This window comes from Pseudomonas sp. 9_2_1 (genome assembly GCF_059295275.1).
Genome location: NZ_CM181239.1, coordinates 1,234,061 through 1,250,199 on the forward strand (window position 1 = coordinate 1,234,061; position 16,139 = coordinate 1,250,199).

At 62.2% G+C, this 16,139-nt stretch carries 17 protein-coding genes; 12 read left to right on the top strand and 5 right to left on the bottom strand.

Going from position 1 to position 16,139, the window contains the following annotated elements; all coding sequences use genetic code 11:
- Positions 1-28 precede the first annotated feature (28 nt).
- The 3 genes from AC5O5I_RS05525 (at position 29) to rpoS (ending at position 2,859) form a co-directional block, all read left to right on the top strand.
- Positions 29-667: a protein-L-isoaspartate(D-aspartate) O-methyltransferase gene (locus tag AC5O5I_RS05525; protein WP_172219585.1), complete on the top strand. Its 639-nt coding sequence runs from the start codon at positions 29-31 to the stop codon at positions 665-667.
- A gap of 217 nt (positions 668-884) precedes the next feature.
- On the top strand, positions 885-1,742 hold the full coding sequence (locus AC5O5I_RS05530) for a peptidoglycan DD-metalloendopeptidase family protein (RefSeq protein WP_494512185.1): 858 nt from the start codon (positions 885-887) through the stop codon (positions 1,740-1,742).
- Between the two features lie 109 nt (positions 1,743-1,851).
- Complete coding sequence (gene rpoS, locus AC5O5I_RS05535) at positions 1,852-2,859, top strand: RNA polymerase sigma factor RpoS (RefSeq protein WP_003252351.1); 1,008 nt, start codon at positions 1,852-1,854, stop codon at positions 2,857-2,859.
- Positions 2,860-3,458: 599 nt separating this feature from the next.
- Here the strand turns inward: rpoS and fdxA are convergent.
- Both fdxA and mutS read right to left on the bottom strand, forming a co-directional pair.
- Positions 3,459-3,782, bottom strand: a complete 324-nt coding sequence (gene fdxA, locus AC5O5I_RS05540) for a ferredoxin FdxA (protein ID WP_172219572.1) — start codon at positions 3,780-3,782, stop codon at positions 3,459-3,461.
- A 140-nt stretch (positions 3,783-3,922) separates the two neighbouring features.
- Positions 3,923-6,496, bottom strand: a complete 2,574-nt coding sequence (gene mutS / locus AC5O5I_RS05545) for a DNA mismatch repair protein MutS (protein WP_172219573.1) — start codon at positions 6,494-6,496, stop codon at positions 3,923-3,925.
- 187 nt (positions 6,497-6,683) lie between these two features.
- Here mutS and AC5O5I_RS05550 point away from each other — a divergent pair, with 187 nt between their 5' ends.
- The 4 genes from AC5O5I_RS05550 (at position 6,684) to recX (ending at position 9,951) form a co-directional block, all read left to right on the top strand.
- Positions 6,684-7,751 (top strand): hypothetical protein, encoded by a 1,068-nt coding sequence (locus AC5O5I_RS05550; RefSeq protein ID WP_494512186.1) that lies wholly within the window; start codon positions 6,684-6,686, stop codon positions 7,749-7,751.
- A 54-nt stretch (positions 7,752-7,805) separates the two neighbouring features.
- On the top strand, positions 7,806-8,288 hold the full coding sequence (locus AC5O5I_RS05555; protein ID WP_172219577.1) for a CinA family protein: 483 nt from the start codon (positions 7,806-7,808) through the stop codon (positions 8,286-8,288).
- Positions 8,289-8,391: 103 nt separating this feature from the next.
- The gene (gene recA, locus AC5O5I_RS05560) at positions 8,392-9,459 is read left to right on the top strand and encodes a recombinase RecA (RefSeq protein ID WP_172219579.1); all 1,068 of its coding nucleotides are present in this window, start codon (positions 8,392-8,394) and stop codon (positions 9,457-9,459) included.
- 21 nt (positions 9,460-9,480) lie between these two features.
- Positions 9,481-9,951 carry a recombination regulator RecX gene (gene recX / locus AC5O5I_RS05565; RefSeq protein ID WP_172219581.1) on the top strand — a complete coding sequence of 157 codons (471 nt, stop codon included), beginning with the start codon at positions 9,481-9,483 and terminating at the stop codon, positions 9,949-9,951.
- 121 nt (positions 9,952-10,072) lie between these two features.
- On the opposite strand, the gene AC5O5I_RS05570 is transcribed toward recX, so the two are convergent.
- The gene (locus AC5O5I_RS05570; RefSeq protein WP_494512187.1) at positions 10,073-11,191 is read right to left on the bottom strand and encodes an LOG family protein; all 1,119 of its coding nucleotides are present in this window, start codon (positions 11,189-11,191) and stop codon (positions 10,073-10,075) included.
- A 160-nt stretch (positions 11,192-11,351) separates the two neighbouring features.
- Between AC5O5I_RS05570 and AC5O5I_RS05575 the strand changes: the two genes are divergently transcribed.
- Positions 11,352-11,561 (top strand): hypothetical protein, encoded by a 210-nt coding sequence (locus AC5O5I_RS05575; RefSeq protein WP_172224565.1) that lies wholly within the window; start codon positions 11,352-11,354, stop codon positions 11,559-11,561.
- Between the two features lie 17 nt (positions 11,562-11,578).
- On the opposite strand, the gene AC5O5I_RS05580 is transcribed toward AC5O5I_RS05575, so the two are convergent.
- Positions 11,579-11,998, bottom strand: coding sequence for a quorum-sensing-regulated virulence factor family protein (locus tag AC5O5I_RS05580; protein WP_172285383.1), 420 nt, complete (start codon positions 11,996-11,998; stop codon positions 11,579-11,581).
- Between the two features lie 217 nt (positions 11,999-12,215).
- On the opposite strand from AC5O5I_RS05580, the gene AC5O5I_RS05585 reads away from it, so the two are divergent.
- From AC5O5I_RS05585 to AC5O5I_RS05595, 3 genes are all read left to right on the top strand, one after another.
- Positions 12,216-12,926 (top strand): tRNA-uridine aminocarboxypropyltransferase, encoded by a 711-nt coding sequence (locus tag AC5O5I_RS05585; RefSeq protein ID WP_172224571.1) that lies wholly within the window; start codon positions 12,216-12,218, stop codon positions 12,924-12,926.
- Between the two features lie 179 nt (positions 12,927-13,105).
- Positions 13,106-13,756, top strand: coding sequence for a response regulator transcription factor ErdR (erdR, locus tag AC5O5I_RS05590; RefSeq protein WP_172224574.1), 651 nt, complete (start codon positions 13,106-13,108; stop codon positions 13,754-13,756).
- A gap of 73 nt (positions 13,757-13,829) precedes the next feature.
- On the top strand, positions 13,830-14,195 hold the full coding sequence (locus AC5O5I_RS05595) for a diacylglycerol kinase (RefSeq protein WP_010952700.1): 366 nt from the start codon (positions 13,830-13,832) through the stop codon (positions 14,193-14,195).
- On the opposite strand, the gene finR is transcribed toward AC5O5I_RS05595, so the two are convergent.
- Positions 14,192-15,118, bottom strand: a complete 927-nt coding sequence (gene finR / locus AC5O5I_RS05600; RefSeq protein ID WP_172224577.1) for a LysR family transcriptional regulator FinR — start codon at positions 15,116-15,118, stop codon at positions 14,192-14,194. The genes AC5O5I_RS05595 and finR overlap by 4 nt on opposite strands.
- A gap of 117 nt (positions 15,119-15,235) precedes the next feature.
- Between finR and fpr the strand changes: the two genes are divergently transcribed.
- A complete protein-coding gene (fpr, locus tag AC5O5I_RS05605; protein ID WP_033700840.1) occupies positions 15,236-16,015 on the top strand; it encodes a ferredoxin-NADP reductase in 780 nt (259 codons plus the stop codon).
- Positions 16,016-16,139: the final 124 nt, after the last annotated feature.

The following is a 16,139-nucleotide window of genomic DNA, read 5'->3' on the forward strand; positions in this document are numbered from 1 at the left end:
GGACGATATGCTGCGGCGTGGTATCGGCATGACCTCCCAACGTACCCGGGAGCGGTTGATCCAGCGCCTGTGCGAAGAAGGCGTTGCGAACACCAAGGTGCTTGACGTGATCCGTCGCACCCCGCGGCATCTGTTCGTCGACGAAGCGCTGGCGCACCGCGCCTATGAAGACACCGCGCTGCCAATCGGCCACAACCAGACCATCTCGCAACCGTTCATGGTTGCGCATATGAGCGAGTTGCTGCTCGAGGCCGGCCCGCTGGACAAGGTGCTGGAAATCGGCACCGGCTCGGGTTACCAGACGGCGATCCTGGCCCAGCTGGTCGAGCGGGTGTTCTCGGTAGAGCGAATCAAGGTGCTGCAGGACCGGGCCAAGGAGCGCCTGGTGGAACTGAACCTGCGCAACGTGGTGTTCCGCTGGGGCGACGGTTGCGAGGGCTGGCCGGCGCTGGCGCCGTACAACGGCATCATCGTCACCGCCGTGGCGCCGGAGGTGCCGCAGGCGCTGCTTGACCAGCTGGCACCGGGTGGCCGCATGGTGATCCCGGTGGGGCCAGCGGGCGAAACCCAGCAGCTGATGCTGATCGTGCGCGAGGAGCATGGGTTTTCCCGTCGCGTGCTGGGCGCCGTGCGTTTCGTGCCGCTGCTCAATGGCCCGCTGGCCTGAGCAGTGCAGGCGCGAGCCACGCGGTATTTTTACGCGCTCGGCGAATTCTTGCAGTTTCACCCTGTCTATCTGGCGGAGTGCTAGCGCGCAACGAGCGCCGGGGTATTGCGAATGCCTTTGATACCCGCCTGCCAATACCGGCCGGCTTGGTTATAATTGCAACAATATTGCATTTCTTGTCTTCATATCGTTTTTCGGCACCATGAGGGGAGCGCGGGTGGGTCACACAGTCATTCGGCAGCGCAAGGACGGGTCGGGCTTCAAGCTTCTGCTGATTGCATTGGCCATGGGCACGTTCCTGGCGGGTTGCTCGAGCACCAGCAGCAACAGCGCGCGGGTGGTCGACCGCAACAACACCGTGCCCAAGCGCCCGACGGTGACCTCCGGCCAATACATCGTCAAGCCAGGGGATACGCTGTTCTCGATCGCCTTCCGTTATGGCTGGGATTACAAGGAGCTGGCAGCCCGCAACGGCATCCCGGCGCCTTTCACCATTCGCCCGGGCCAGCCGATTCGTTTCAGCAGCGGTTCCACCAGCAGCACCACGGTGGTGTCCAGCCCGTCCTCGTCAAGCCGCACCACGGTCACCCGGCGCCCTGTTGGCAGCCCTGCCCCGGCGCCCGCCAACACCGGCAAGCCAGCTACGCCGACACCTTCCACCAGCGCGCCGGTGGTGGCAACCGTGCCGGCTGCGGAGCGCGCAGTAGGCGGCTGGACCTGGCCGGCCAACGGTGTGCTGATTGGAAAATTTGCTTCAAACGGTAGTTTGAATAAAGGCATTGATATCGCCGGTGATTTGGGACAGCCTGTTTTTGCTGCGTCTGATGGTGCAGTGGTCTACGCCGGGAGTGGTTTGAGGGGCTACGGCGAGCTGATCATCATCAAGCACAGCGATACCTACGTCAGTGCCTACGGTCACAACCGCAGGCTGTTGGTTCGGGAGGGGCAGCAGGTCAAGGCAGGGCAGTCGATTGCTGAAATGGGGTCCACGGGCACTGATCGGGTGAAGCTGCATTTCGAGATTCGCCGCCAGGGCAAACCCGTCGATCCACTCCAGTTCCTGCCACGTCGTTGACCTTTGTACCCCCGCCTGTTCCTGTGATGTAGAGGGGACAGGCTCTTGCGCTGCCAGGGATGAAGGTGCCGCTCGAGTCTGAGTTCGAACTCAGCAAAGGACTATAACAATGGCTCTCAGTAAAGAAGTGCCGGAGTTTGACATCGACGATGACGTCCTCCTGATGGAGACGGGAATCGTTTTGGAAACGGATGTGGTGTCAGACGAACCTGCTGTATCTTCGGTTCGGACGAGGGCCAAGTCGGGCTCTTCGCTCAAGCAACACAAGTACATCGATTACAGCCGGGCGCTCGATGCCACCCAGCTGTATCTCAACGAGATTGGTTTCTCGCCTCTGCTTTCGCCAGAAGAGGAAGTGCACTTTGCGCGCTTGTCGCAAAAGGGCGACCCTGCTGGCCGCAAGCGCATGATCGAAAGCAACCTGCGCCTGGTTGTAAAAATTGCCCGTCGTTACGTGAATCGTGGCCTGTCGCTGCTCGACCTGATCGAGGAGGGCAACCTGGGGCTGATCCGTGCGGTCGAGAAGTTCGACCCGGAACGTGGCTTCCGTTTCTCGACCTATGCGACCTGGTGGATTCGCCAGACCATCGAGCGGGCGATCATGAACCAGACGCGCACCATTCGCCTGCCAATCCACGTGGTCAAGGAGCTGAACGTCTACCTGCGCGCCGCGCGTGAGCTGACCCAGAAACTCGATCACGAACCCTCGCCAGAAGAAATCGCCACCTTGCTGGAGAAGCCGGTCGCCGAGGTCAAGCGCATGCTCGGCCTGAACGAGCGGGTCTCTTCGGTAGATGTGTCGCTCGGCCCTGACTCGGACAAGACCCTGCTCGATACCCTGACCGATGATCGCCCGACCGACCCGTGCGAACTGCTGCAGGATGACGACCTGTCGCAGAGCATCGATCAATGGCTAGGCGAGTTGACCGACAAGCAGCGTGAAGTGGTGGTGCGCCGCTTCGGCCTGCGTGGGCATGAAAGCAGCACGCTGGAGGATGTTGGCCTGGAGATTGGCCTGACCCGTGAACGGGTGCGGCAGATTCAGGTAGAAGGGCTCAAGCGCCTGCGCGAGATCCTTGAGAAGAACGGCCTGTCCAGCGAGTCGTTGTTTCAGTAGCTGAGGCTGCAACATTAAAAACGCCCCGATAGCCTCGGGGCGTTTTTGTGTGCGTCATTTTTGCAGCACAAGGCTGCTCCTGCAGAGATACAGGATCATGCAGGCCCTCCCGGTCTCTTGTGGGAGCAACCTTGTGCTGCGAATGGGCGGCCAAGCAGCCCCAAAATCTGCCAGCCACAGCAGATGTCGAATATGTACTGCGCCACCCCGGTAACATTGCATGTAAGCCTTTTCTTACTTGTTTTGTAAGCTATCTATGCATGCCTCAGTAAATCATTGTCGTTTCCAGCGCCTGTATTTTTCCAAGCCATTGAAAGTCAAGGATTATTCGGCCGTGAGGAAATGTGTCCAGTGCAATACCTTGTGAGCTTTCGCGCTTGCTCGCTCAGCTCAACCCGCTAGTATTCGAACTGTGCACAGGGACATGCACAGGCTTTCAGGATGAAGGCCAGGGACATCGCAAGAAGCGATTTCATCAGGACGATGTTCAGGACAAGCAGGGACTACGGAAAAAAATGTGGGCGGGTCAAACCGCCCCTTTTTTTGCCCGCAGAAAAACAAAAAAGGCCCCGAGGGGCCTTTGTCGTGTCCGGGTGCTATCAGCGCGCCAGGTCTGCAATCTTGCCAGTCTTGCCGTCCCATTCTGCAGCGTCCGGCAGGGCTTCCTTACGCTCGGTGATGTTCGGCCAGACTTCCGCCAGTTCGGCGTTCAGCTCGATGAAGTTCTCCATGCCCGAAGGCACTTCGTCTTCCGAGAAGATGGCTTGCGCTGGGCACTCCGGCTCGCACAGAGCGCAGTCGATGCACTCGTCCGGGTGGATGACCAGGAAGTTCGGGCCTTCGTAGAAGCAGTCCACCGGACAGACTTCCACGCAGTCGGTGTATTTGCATTTGATGCAGTTGTCGGTGACGACGAAGGTCATTTCTAGTTCTCTCCTCAGGCGACGGCGGCGGCCCTTCCTCTCAGGGCCGCGCGGTTTACAGGTATGTGGCTGCAGGCCAGGCTAGTAACCTGCAGCACCAGCAAACCGCGGCGGATTCTACCAGCTTGTAATGGGCGCCGTTATAACAGGTTCTTTAGTTGATATAGCATTTCGATAGCTTGACGCGGGGTCATGTCGTCAAGTTGCAGCTTGCCCAGCTTGTCGATGGCCGGGTGGGGCAGGCTGGCGAACAGATCGCTCTGGTGCGGCACCTGTGGCGCGTCCTTCGCTTTCTGCGCTGCTGGCTGTTCATGTGGCAGGCTGGTGGTTTCCAGGCGCCCCAGGTGTTCGCGGGCACGCTGGATGACCACCGTCGGTACGCCGGCCAGTTGCGCCACGGCCAGGCCGTAGCTCTGGCTGGCGGGGCCAGGCAGCACGTGGTGCAGGAACACGATGCGCTCGTTGTGCTCGGTGGCGTTCAGGTGCACGTTGGCCACCAGTGGCTCGCTTTCGGGCAGCACGGTGAGCTCGAAATAATGCGTGGCGAACAGCGTGTAGGCACGCAGCTGGGCCAGGCGCTCGGCGGCGGCCCAGGCCAGCGACAGGCCGTCGAAGGTGCTGGTGCCGCGGCCCACTTCGTCCATCAGCACCAGACTGCGGTCGGTGGCATTGTGCAGGATGTTGGCGGTTTCGCTCATCTCGACCATGAAGGTCGAGCGCCCACCGGCCAGGTCGTCGCTGGAGCCGATGCGGGTGAAGATACGGTCGACCAGTGACAGCTCGCAGGAGGCCGCCGGGACGAAGCTGCCGATGTGCGCCAGCAGCACGATCAGGGCGGTCTGGCGCATGTAGGTGGACTTACCGCCCATGTTCGGGCCGGTGATGATCAGCATGCGGGTGCTGTTGTCCAGGCCCAGGTCGTTGGCCACGAACGGCGTTGTCAGTACCTGTTCCACTACCGGGTGGCGACCTTGCTCGATGCGCAGGCACGGTTCATCGACGAAGCGTGGGCAGTTCAGGTCGAGGTTCAGTGCCCGCTCGGCGAGGTTGCTGAGCACATCCAGTTCGGCCAGCGCGGCGGCGCTGTCCTGCAGCGGCGCCAGGTGGCTGATCAGGGTTTCCAGCAGCGCATCGTAGAGCATCTTTTCGCGGGCCAGGGCGCGGCTCTTGGCCGACAGCGCCTTGTCCTCGAACGCTTTCAGCTCGGGGGTGATGAAGCGCTCCGCGCCCTTCAGAGTCTGGCGCCGGATATAGTCGCCCGGTGCCTGCTCGGCCTGCTTGGTAGGCAGTTCGATGAAGTAGCCGTGCACGCGGTTGTAGCCGACCTTGAGGTTGGCAAGACCGGTGCGCGCCTTTTCCCGGGCTTCCAGGTCGATCAGGAACTGGCCGGCGTTTTCGCTGATCGCCAGCAGATCGTCCAGTTCGTTGTCATAGCCCGCCTTGAGCACGCCGCCATCGCGGATCACCGCCGGCGGGTTGTCGACCACAGCCCGCTCCAGCAGGCTGGCCAGCTCCGGATAGGTGCCGGTGATGGCGGCCAGGCGTGCCAGGTGTGGCGCCTCCAGCTCGGTCATGGCGTTTTGCAGCTCGGGCAGCGCGCCGAGGGCATCGCGCAGGCGGGCCAGGTCGCGAGGACGGGCATTGCGCAGGCCGATTCGGGCGAGGATCCGCTCGATGTCGCCAATTTCCTTCAGCTGTGGCTGCAGCTTCTCGAACCGGTAGCTGTCGAGCAGGCAGCGGATCGAATCCTGACGCGCCTGCAGCACCTTGAGGTCGCGCAACGGGCGGTTCAGCCAGCGGCTCAGCAGGCGGCTGGCCATGGCAGTCTGGCAGCGGTCGATTACCGACTGCAGGGTGTTGTCACGCCCGCCCGCCAGGTTGATGTCCAGCTCCAGGTTGCGGCGGCTGGCGCCGTCGAGGATCACCGTGTCGTCCAGGCGCTCGTGGCGCAGGCTGCGCAGGTGCGGCAGGGCGGTACGCTGGGTTTCCTTGGCGTAGGTCAGCAGGCAGCCGGCGGCGCCAATGGCCAGGGTCAGCTTGTCGCAGCCAAAGCCCTTGAGGTCCTTGGTCGCGAACTGCTGGCACAGCGCCTTGCGTGCCGAATCGCGGTCGAAGTCCCACGGTGCACGGCGGCGGGCGCCCGGGCGTTTTTCGGCAGGCAGGTCGCGCGGCCAGTCGTCGGGGATCAACAGTTCGACGGGGTTGAGGCGCTCGAGTTCGGCCAGCAGGTTTTCCCAGCCCTTGATCTCCTGCACGCTGAAGTTGCCGCTGGTGATGTCGAGCACGGCCAGGCCGAACAGGCGCTCGTCGCCCAGCAGCGCGGCAATCAGGTTGTCGCGGCGCTCGTCGAGCAGCGCCTCGTCACTGACCGTGCCTGGGGTGATGATGCGCACCACCTGGCGTTCGACGGGGCCCTTGCTGGTGGCCGGGTCGCCTATCTGCTCACAGATCACCACCGATTCGCCGAGCTTGACCAGCTTGGCCAGGTAGCCTTCCAGCGAATGGAACGGAATTCCGCACATGGGAATGGACTGCCCGGCCGACTGACCGCGTGCGGTCAGGGTGATATCCAGCAGTTTCGCGGCCTTCTTCGCATCTTCGTAGAAGATCTCGTAGAAGTCGCCCATGCGGTAGAACATCAGCTGGTCCGGGTGCTGGTTCTTCAGCTTCCAGTACTGCTGCATCATCGGTGTGTGTGCGGAAAGATCTGACATTCAGGGCCTTACAGCGGGTGATCTGGTTGGCGATGGTAAACCCGCAATGGTACAGGCTTTTTCGTTACGATGCAGGCGCCCGCGATGGGGCATGCGCGCGCAACCCGGCGGGCAATGGTGGAGCTGCAGCGCGTTAGTCTCTAGAATGCGCGGCCCTCGATGAATGCCGTTAGCCGTGATTTGCGCGATGAATGTGTCCAACCCTGTCCCTCATGTAAAGCAACAGCTGATCTACCTCCTTTATGGCGATCGCCGTATCTATCAGCTGGAAGCCAAGCTCAGCATCCTTACCGCCCTGGCGCGTTGCAAGCCGGCGGAGTTGCCCACGATCCGAGTACTCACCGACCAGCCACAAGCCTTTGTCGGCTGGCCGGTGGAAGTGATCAGCCTGGACCCGCAGACCCTGCACGCATGGACCGGCGACGGCGGCTACACCCACCGACGCAAGGCATGCGCCATCGCCCTGGCCGGGAAGTGGGCAGACAAGACAGTGTTCATCGATACCGATACGGTGTTCCTGCAGTCGCCGCTGAAGCTGTTCAGCCAGGTCGATGCCGGGCAGTTCCTGGTCGACGAAGTGGAAATGAGCTGGGCCGAGGCCTCGCGCTGCGCGGACTACGGTAATTTCAGCGCAGGGCTGGCCGAGGCGGGCGATGCCCCGGCCGCTGATTTGCAGCTCTGCAACAGCGGTGTGATGGGTTTCACCCGCTGCAATGTCGGCGTCGCCGAGCGCGCTATCCCGCGCATCGATGCCTGGACGCCTTATGCCGGTGACCTGCACACCATTGAACAGATCGCCTTTTCCTTCGAACTGCACGGGGCGCAGCTCAATGAGGCGCGTGGCGTGATCAGCCACTACTTCGCGATGAAGCAGTACGTGCATGCCATCCTTGAAATTTTCTTCGCCAAACAGGGCGAAGGCTTCCATCCAGGAATGCCGGGCCTGGCCGTAAAAGTGCCGGCGCATCGCCCGGTGCCGTCGTGGCTGTCGCGGCTCTCGGTCAAGTGGAGTCTCAAGGGGGTGCCGCGGGAGCTGCGCGGCATCGGGCGCAAGCTGTTGTATGGCAGCGTGATGAGCCGTGACGACTACCAGCGCGCCTGCAAGGTGGTCTGGTGGCGTTCGGCAATTGAAGACATGCGCAAGCTCGACGGCCTGGACTGGAGCCAGGCATGGCCTGAAGGGCTACCGCGGCTCGGTCGGCGTGACGAGCGTGCGTTCAGCGAAATTGCCCGGGACAGCCTGCAGGTTTCCTGAGCCAGGGCGCTGTGCAGGGTGGTAGGGTAGAGGGCAGCCTTCAAGGAGCCCGACATGGACCCGATCACCACGCTTGCCATCCGCCTGGGTGAGCACCTGCGCCGCTTCAGCGCGCAGGTCACCACCGCCGAGTCCTGCACCGGCGGTGGCATTGCCGAGGCCATCACCCGCGTACCCGGCAGCTCGGCATGGTTCGAGGCCGGCTACGTAACCTACTCCAACGCCCAGAAAACCCGCCAGCTCGGGGTGCCTGAGGCGTTGTTCGGTCAGGTCGGCGCAGTCAGTCAGGAAGTGGTCGAAGCCATGGTCCGTGGTGCGCAGGCCGCCAGCGGCGCGCGCTTCGCCGTGGCGGTGAGCGGCGTGGCCGGGCCGGACGGCGGTTCGCCTGCCAAGCCGGTAGGGACCGTGTGGCTGGCCTGGGGTGACGGTAGCCGTGTAGTGACCGAACGCCGGCACTTCAACGGCGACCGCGATGCGGTGCGCCGACAAACGGTGATCGCCGCGTTAGACGGCTTGTTACAGCTTGGTGCCGAGTAAATCGACGACAGGGGTTTGCGCGGGCGCTGGCCTGTGGAATAATACTGGCTACTTATACAGTTATTGCGGCCATCAGGGCCAAGTCGAACACGTGAGGATTTCAATGGACGACAACAAGAAGCGCGCCTTGGCTGCGGCCCTGGGTCAGATCGAACGCCAATTCGGCAAAGGTGCGGTCATGCGCATGGGTGACCATGAGCGCCAAGGTATTCCTGCCATCTCCACCGGTTCCCTGGGGCTGGATATCGCCCTGGGCATCGGCGGCCTGCCGAAAGGCCGTATCGTCGAGATCTACGGCCCGGAATCGTCGGGTAAGACCACGCTGACTCTGTCGGTCATCGCCGAAGCCCAAAAAAGTGGTGCTACCTGCGCCTTCGTCGACGCCGAACACGCCCTCGACCCCGAGTACGCCGGCAAGCTGGGCGTCAACGTCGACGACCTGCTGGTTTCGCAGCCGGATACCGGCGAACAGGCCCTGGAGATCACCGACATGCTGGTGCGCTCCAACGCCGTTGACGTGATCATCGTCGACTCCGTGGCCGCGCTGGTACCCAAGGCCGAGATCGAGGGCGAAATGGGCGACATGCACGTGGGCCTGCAGGCTCGCCTGATGTCCCAGGCGCTGCGCAAGATCACCGGTAACATCAAGAACGCCAACTGCCTGGTCATCTTCATCAACCAGATCCGTATGAAGATCGGTGTGATGTTCGGTAGCCCGGAAACCACTACCGGTGGTAACGCCCTGAAGTTCTACGCGTCGGTCCGCCTGGACATCCGCCGTACTGGCGCAGTCAAGGAAGGCGACGAAGTGGTTGGCAGCGAAACCCGCGTCAAGATCGTCAAGAACAAGGTTTCGCCACCGTTCCGTCAGGCCGAGTTCCAGATTCTCTACGGCAAAGGCATCTACCGTAACGGCGAGATCATTGACCTGGGTGTTTCCCAAGGCCTAGTCGAAAAATCCGGTGCCTGGTATGCCTACAAAGGCAACAAGATCGGTCAGGGCAAAGCCAACGCTGCCAAGTACCTGGCTGAGAACCCGGCTATCGGTACCGAAATCGAGAAGCAGATCCGTGAAAAGCTGCTGAAAGCCGGCGCTGCGGGTGAAGCGAACAAGGCTGCCGCCGCGGACGCCAGCGCCGACGACGTCGCTGATGCTGAAGCCGGTTATTGATTGCTCGGTAGTTAGTCGAACATGTCCGCCGTACTCGACACCCCCGTCGCCATCCGGCGGACAGCCATGGACCTGCTCGCGCGACGTGAGCACGGTCGCGTCGAGCTGACGCGCAAGTTGCGTCAGCGCGGCGCTTCGGATGAGCTGATCGAGCCCGAGCTCGACCGGCTTGCCGAAGAAGGGCTGCTCAGTGAAGCCCGCTACCTCGAAAGTTTCATCAGGTACCGTTCCGGCTCTGGCTATGGCCCTGCGCGCATTCGCGAAGAGCTGGGTCAGCGTGGCTTGGCGCGTGCTGATATCGACCAGGCGTTACGCGAGAGCGAGATCGACTGGCGCGAGCGCCTGCGTGAGGTGTGGCAGCGCAAGTTTGCCGGGCAGCCGCCGCATGACCCGCGCAGCCGCGCCCAGCAGACCCGGTTCCTCGCTTACCGCGGGTTCCCGATGGACATGATCGGCCGGCTGCTCAGCGGCCGGGATCTCGACGATTACTGACGGCTGGCGCTGCGCTGTCGCGCAGAGAGCTGATGCTGGGCGCACCGCGTACCCTGTGGGAGCGGGCGCTTTTTAAATTTTGCGCAAGACAGTTGCTCCTACAGGTAGGATCGACCCGTTATCAACTGACCTTCAACGCCTCCCTGGCCCGCTGCGTGGTATGCATTGGCTGCGGCTTGGCCCAGTTCTCCGACAGGTTGATAAAATCCACCAGCTCGCGCAGTCGGCCCTGATCCCGACCATTGAAAGCAAATGACAGGCGGGTCAGGTGGCTGTAATTGCCCACCTCATGTTCCGCACTGCTGTCCGCCTGCTGGTGATACCTGCCGCTCAGGCGCAAGTCGGCAAAGCCCTCCTGGATCTCATGCAGCGCCGCGTCGCTGAGCGGGTGATGCATGCGGATCACGAACTGGCTCTTCAGCCAGCGGCTGGAGTGATAGTTGCTGTAGAACTGGTTGATTTCCTCCACGGCCTCGTCGGCGCTGTGCACCAGGCGCACCAGCTTCAGGTCGGTGGGCAGGATGTAGCGGTTTTCTTCCAGCTGGCGGCTGATGAAGTCCAGGCAGTCGCGCCAGAAGCTGCCGCCGGGCGAATCCAGCAGCACCACCGGAACCAGTGGGCTCTTGCCCGTCTGGATCAGGGTCAGTACCTCCAGCGCTTCATCCAGCGTGCCGAACCCGCCCGGGCACAGCACCAGGCCGTCGGCTTCCTTGACGAAGAACAGTTTGCGGATGAAGAAAAAGTGGAACGGCAGCAGTTTGTCGGTGCCATCCACTGTGGGGTTGGCGTGCTGTTCGAAGGGCAGGGTGATGTTGAAGCCCAGGCTGTGTGCACTGCCAGCGCCTTCATGGGCAGCCGCCATGATGCCGCCGCCGGCGCCAGTGATAACCATCAGGTCGGAGCGCGCCAAGGTGGCGCCCAGCTCGCGGGCCAAGGCGTACATCGGGTGTTCCAGCGGCGTGCGCGCCGAGCCGAATACGGTCACCTTGCGCCGGCCTTTGTAGCGTTGCAGGGTGCGGAACGACTGGTCCAGTTCGCGCAGGGCCTGCAGGGTGATCTTCGCGCTCCAGCGGTCGCTGTCGTCATGGGCCATGCGCAGGATGGTCAGCATCATGTCGCGATACAGCGGCAAGTTGGGGCTGTCGGGGGCTACCAGTTGCAGTTGTGCGTCGATGTTGCTCAGGTCGATGTTGTTGTCGTGGAAGTGGCTGAACAATTGTTCGTTCGATTGGTAAGGCATGCAACGTCTCCTTCTGCACCAATACCTCTGACCTCAATCTAGACCCTCCGGCCCGATCGTGCCGGAGTGTTTACCGCAGCCGCCCGTCGGTATACCGCCACTGGCGGTGAGGGTTTGGTTAACTGGTGAAGCGAAACGTGTCGATGCAGGAGGTGGCGGTATGCATCGCTTGACCATCGAGGTGGACGGGCAGCTCTATCAGCTGCTTGAGAACGCGGCCCAGGTGCATCACCTGAGCCTTGAGGCCGAGTGTCGGCGCCGTTTATCAGGGCTGGAGTGCCAGTCGCGTTACTTGCAGGCGTTGCTGGCTGACATGCGCGCCGATGCTGACGATGGGCGCTGGCGCGCCCGTGAAGACGAAAAGGTATAGCTGCATAACAGCTGTTGTTACTTCTTCTTGTTGCCTGCCACGCAGCTGGCGCTGTCGAAGGCCTGATCCATGACCGGCTGGTTGGTCTTGTAGACGGTAAAGCGGTAGACCATTACCGCACCTTTGGACATCAGGTTGCGGTAGCCGCTGTTACGGCAGACGCTGTCGCCTAGCTGGCTGCGCACCTGCGCCGGGTTGGCCTGCATGCGCTCGGCGTGGCTCTGGCGCACGCTCAGGTGGTTGACCAGTGCCTTGCCTTCTACGGTGTAGCCCTGGTCGAGGATGTCCTCGTTGATTGCGCGCGGGGTGCCGACGCTGCTCTCCTTGGCGACCTTCTGCAACGTCTTGTTCAGGTCGTAATCCTGCTTGGAAGCCGCGTGGGCTGCCAGGGGCAGAGCGAGTAGCAGGCTCAGGGCGGGGGCTATAAGGCGCAGCATGAATCTCTCCTGGTTCGATGACTGGCGCTTTGACATGCGCGGGCCGGCGGTGTTCCGTGAACCACGCTGGCGTGAAGTTCAGGCTCGGTAAAGTGTCGATTATAAGGGCCGCCTTGCCACCTGCACAGCAAATGGCCGCCGTTCTGGTAAACTGGCTCCCTTGTTTTTTTCGAGCCATCCTTGTGCCCATTTCCAACCTGTCCAGAGGCCTGCCGGCATGAGCCATGCGGTAGCGCGCCTGCGCGCCGAACGTCTGGCCCGCAGCGTCAAGCCTTTCATCGCCCGCGGCTCACGTGCCGAGCGCTGCCCGGCTTGCCGGGTCATCGCCACCCATTGCCTGTGCGCCTGGAAACCCCGCGTGCAGGCCGAATCGGGTGTATGCCTGCTGATGCACGACACCGAGCCGTTGAAGCCCACCAACACCGGCTGGCTGATTGCCGACCTGATCGACGACACCGCCGCCTTTGGCTGGCTGCGTACCTCGGTAGACGAGGGCTTGCTGGCCTTGCTCGACGACCCGCGCTGGCAGCCCTATATCGTCTTCCCTGGCGAGTTCGTCGCCCAGGAGCGGGTTGTCACTGAAGTGGTGCGTGAGCCGGGCAAACGCCCGCTGTTCATCCTGCTGGATGCCACCTGGACCGAAGCGCGCAAGATGTTTCGCAAAAGCCCGTACCTCGACCGCTTCCCGGTGTTGAGCCTGGAGGCCGAGCAGATGTCCCGCTACCGTCTGCGACGCTCCAAGCGGGACGATCACTTCTGCACGGCGGAAGTCGCGGCCATGTGCCTGGACCTTGCCGGTGACAGTCAGGCCTCGCAGGCGCTGGATGCCTACCTGGATGTGTTCAGCCTGCATTACCTGAGCGGCAAGCGGCGCTTGCCGCTGGACGACCAGGACGACACCCACCAGCGTTTGCATACCTTCCTATAGTCCAAGGGGCACAACCCCTGCTTTGGTTCATAATGACGGAGCTGGCAGCCAGGGTGGGCGAGACGGCAGGGCGATTGGCTTGATCATCCTCGACCGTGCTCGGCCTCCTTGGCGCCGATTCCCCACCGGGCGCTTCCCTTACCCCCGAACGCCCGGCACAGAACAGGATCCCTAGATCGATGGCCACTTACGAAATCCTGATTGCCGATGACCACCCACTGTTCCGTGGCGCTCTGCGCCAGGCCGTTACCCTTGGCCTGGGCCCGGATGTACGCCTGGTCGAAGTCGCGAGCATTGCCGAGCTGGAAGCCCGCCTGAGCGAAAAAGCCGACTGGGACCTGGTGTTGCTGGATTTGAACATGCCGGGGGCCTACGGTTTTTCCGGGCTGGTGCTGCTACGCGGGCAATACCCGCAGATCCCCGTGGTGATGGTTTCGGCCCAGGAAGAGGCCGCCGTGGTGGTCAAGTCCCGCGAGTTCGGCGCCAGCGGTTTCATCCCCAAGTCCAGCACCCTGGAAGTGATTCAGGATGCCGTGCGCAAGGTGCTCGACGGCGAGGTCTGGTGGCCACCGCAGGCGTTCGAGAAGGTCGATGTATCGGCCGAGGCCAAAGCCGCCAGCGAAGGCCTGGCCAGCCTCACGCCGCAACAGTTCCGCGTGCTGACCATGGTCTGCGAAGGCTTGCTGAACAAGCAGATTGCCTATGAGCTCAGCGTCTCCGAAGCGACCATCAAGGCCCACGTGACCGCGATCTTCCGCAAGCTGGGGGTGCGTACCCGGACCCAGGCCGCGCTGTTGCTGCAACAACTTGAATCGGTTGCCAGCAACTGACTGCGCCTGGCTTCACGCTTTTTTGACCCGTGCCGGTCTAGTCTGCTGGCCTTTCTGTCGTTAAGTGACTCACATGACATCGCCATTCAAGGGCCAGACCGGCCTCAAACGCATTTTCAACGCTGCCGGGTACTCACTGGACGGCCTGCGCGCCGCTTTCAAGGGCGAGGCGGCGTTTCGCCAACTGGTGCTGCTTAACGTGCTGCTGATCCCGATTGCGTTCTGGCTGCCGGTCAGCCGCGCCGAGCGGGCGATCATGATCGCGGTGTGCCTGCTGGGGTTGATCGTCGAGCTGTTCAACTCGGCAGTCGAAGCTGCCATCGACCGCATTTCGCTGGAGCGCCACCCCTTGTCGAAAAACGCCAAGGACATGGGCAGCGCTGCGCAGCTGGTGGCGCTGACCATGGTGGCGCTGGTGTGGGGCGTGATCCTGCTTTAAGCGATCGGCGGCAGCACGATTTCATCACTGCGGGTAAAGCCCGCGGTGAAGTTGCGGCATAGCTCGAGGAACTCGCGCATGGCCGAGGTCTGGTACTTCTGTTTGTGCCAGATGAAGTAGAACTGGCGCATCAGGTCCAGTTCGGGGGTTTCCACCGGCACCAGGCTGCCGCGGCGGAATGCGTCACGCAGGGCCAGGCGCGATATGCAGCCGATACCCAGGCCTGACTCCACCGCCCGCTTGATCGCCTCGGTGTGCTCCAGCTCCAGGCGTATATTGAGGTTGGCGCGGTGATGGCGCATGGCCTGATCGAAGGTCAGGCGCGTGCCCGAGCCTTGCTCACGCAGTATCCACGCCTCTTGCGACAGGCTTTCGATGTCGGCGCGGCCCAGCTTGGCCAGCGGGTGCTGCGGCGCGCAGAACACCACCAGCTCATCCTCTACCCATGGCTGTACTTCCAGGTCCGGGTGGTTGCAATCCCCCTCGATCAGACCCAGATCAATTTCGTAGTGAGCCACTTGCTGCACAATATGCACGGTGTTCTGTACATGCAGTTTTACCTGGCTTTCCGGGTGGCTCTGCATGAAGCTGCCGATCAGCAGGGTGGCCAGGTAGTTGCCGATGGTCAGCGTGGCGCCGACCGCCAGCGAGCCGAACCCGGACTTGCCATTGAGCAGGTCTTCGATCTCCTTGGCCTGGTCGAGCAGGGCCACAGCCTGGGGCAGCAGTTGATGGCCCAGGGCGTTCAGCGCCAGGCGCTTGCCGGCACGGTCGAACAGCTGGCAGCTTGATTGGCGCTCCAGCTCAGTGATCGAAGTGCTGGCAGCCGACTGCGACAAGGCCAGCAGGCTGGCGGCTCGAGAGACGCTCTGGTGCTGGGCTACGGCGACGAAGACTTGCAGTTGACGGAGTGTGAATCGCATATCGATATAACCGATAACACATATCTTGATAATCCAGTTAACAGATATTGTCGCTGCCCCTAAACTATCGCGCAACTGCGCGTTTTGCGCGCTGCGTTTTCTTCAGGAGCCCCATCGATGAGCAACATGAACCACGAACGTGTCCTCAGTGTGCACCACTGGAACGACACCCTGTTCAGCTTCAAGTGCACCCGCGACCCGGGGCTGCGCTTCGAGAACGGTCAGTTCGTGATGATCGGCCTGCAGCAGGAAACCGGCCGCCCGCTCATGCGTGCCTATTCCATCGCTTCGCCGAACTGGGAAGAGCACCTGGAGTTCTTCAGCATCAAGGTGCCGGACGGTCCGCTGACCTCGCAGCTGCAGCACTTGAAGGAAGGCGATGAGATCATCATCAGCAAGAAGCCTACCGGTACTCTGGTGCTCGACGACCTGAACCCGGGCAAGCACCTGTACCTGCTGAGCACCGGCACTGGCCTGGCGCCGTTCATGAGCGTCATCCAGGACCCGGAAACCTACGAGCGCTTCGAAAAGGTGATTCTGGTGCACGGCGTGCGTTACGTGAACGAAGTGGCCTACCGCGAATTCATCACCGAACACCTGCCGCAGAACGAGTTCTTCGGTGAGTCGGTCCGCGACAAGCTGATCTACTACCCGACCGTGACCCGTGAGCCGTTCGAGAACCAGGGTCGCCTGACCGACCTGATGCGCAGCGGCAAGCTGTTCAGCGACATCGGCCTGCCACCGATCAACCCGCAGGACGACCGCGCGATGATCTGCGGCAGCCCGAGCATGCTCGACGAGACCAGCGAAGTGCTGGACAGCTTCGGCCTGAAGGTTTCGGCCCGTATGCGTGAGCCGGGTGACTACCTGATCGAGCGTGCTTTCGTCGAGAAGTAAGCGCAGGCTGGTATGAAGAAGGCGACCCTCGGGTCGCCTTTCTTATATCTGGTATCCATGCATTGCCTGGTCCGGCCCTATCGCCGGCAAGCCAGCTCCCTCAGGTTCGGCACAGCATTCCAAA

Coding starts and splice junctions, on each gene's coding strand:
- AC5O5I_RS05525 (WP_172219585.1), top strand. CDS start 29: ATGACCTCCCAACGTACCCGGGAGCGGTTGATCCAGCGCCTGTGCGAA.
- rpoS (WP_003252351.1), top strand. CDS start 1,852: ATGGCTCTCAGTAAAGAAGTGCCGGAGTTTGACATCGACGATGACGTC.
- fdxA (WP_172219572.1), bottom strand. CDS start 3,782: ATGACCTTCGTCGTCACCGACAACTGCATCAAATGCAAATACACCGAC.
- mutS (WP_172219573.1), bottom strand. CDS start 6,496: ATGTCAGATCTTTCCGCACACACACCGATGATGCAGCAGTACTGGAAG.
- AC5O5I_RS05550 (WP_494512186.1), top strand. CDS start 6,684: ATGAATGTGTCCAACCCTGTCCCTCATGTAAAGCAACAGCTGATCTAC.
- AC5O5I_RS05555 (WP_172219577.1), top strand. CDS start 7,806: ATGGACCCGATCACCACGCTTGCCATCCGCCTGGGTGAGCACCTGCGC.
- recA (WP_172219579.1), top strand. CDS start 8,392: ATGGACGACAACAAGAAGCGCGCCTTGGCTGCGGCCCTGGGTCAGATC.
- recX (WP_172219581.1), top strand. CDS start 9,481: ATGTCCGCCGTACTCGACACCCCCGTCGCCATCCGGCGGACAGCCATG.
- AC5O5I_RS05570 (WP_494512187.1), bottom strand. CDS start 11,191: ATGCCTTACCAATCGAACGAACAATTGTTCAGCCACTTCCACGACAAC.
- AC5O5I_RS05575 (WP_172224565.1), top strand. CDS start 11,352: ATGCATCGCTTGACCATCGAGGTGGACGGGCAGCTCTATCAGCTGCTT.
- AC5O5I_RS05580 (WP_172285383.1), bottom strand. CDS start 11,998: ATGCTGCGCCTTATAGCCCCCGCCCTGAGCCTGCTACTCGCTCTGCCC.
- AC5O5I_RS05585 (WP_172224571.1), top strand. CDS start 12,216: ATGAGCCATGCGGTAGCGCGCCTGCGCGCCGAACGTCTGGCCCGCAGC.
- erdR (WP_172224574.1), top strand. CDS start 13,106: ATGGCCACTTACGAAATCCTGATTGCCGATGACCACCCACTGTTCCGT.
- AC5O5I_RS05595 (WP_010952700.1), top strand. CDS start 13,830: ATGACATCGCCATTCAAGGGCCAGACCGGCCTCAAACGCATTTTCAAC.
- finR (WP_172224577.1), bottom strand. CDS start 15,118: ATGCGATTCACACTCCGTCAACTGCAAGTCTTCGTCGCCGTAGCCCAG.
- fpr (WP_033700840.1), top strand. CDS start 15,236: ATGAGCAACATGAACCACGAACGTGTCCTCAGTGTGCACCACTGGAAC.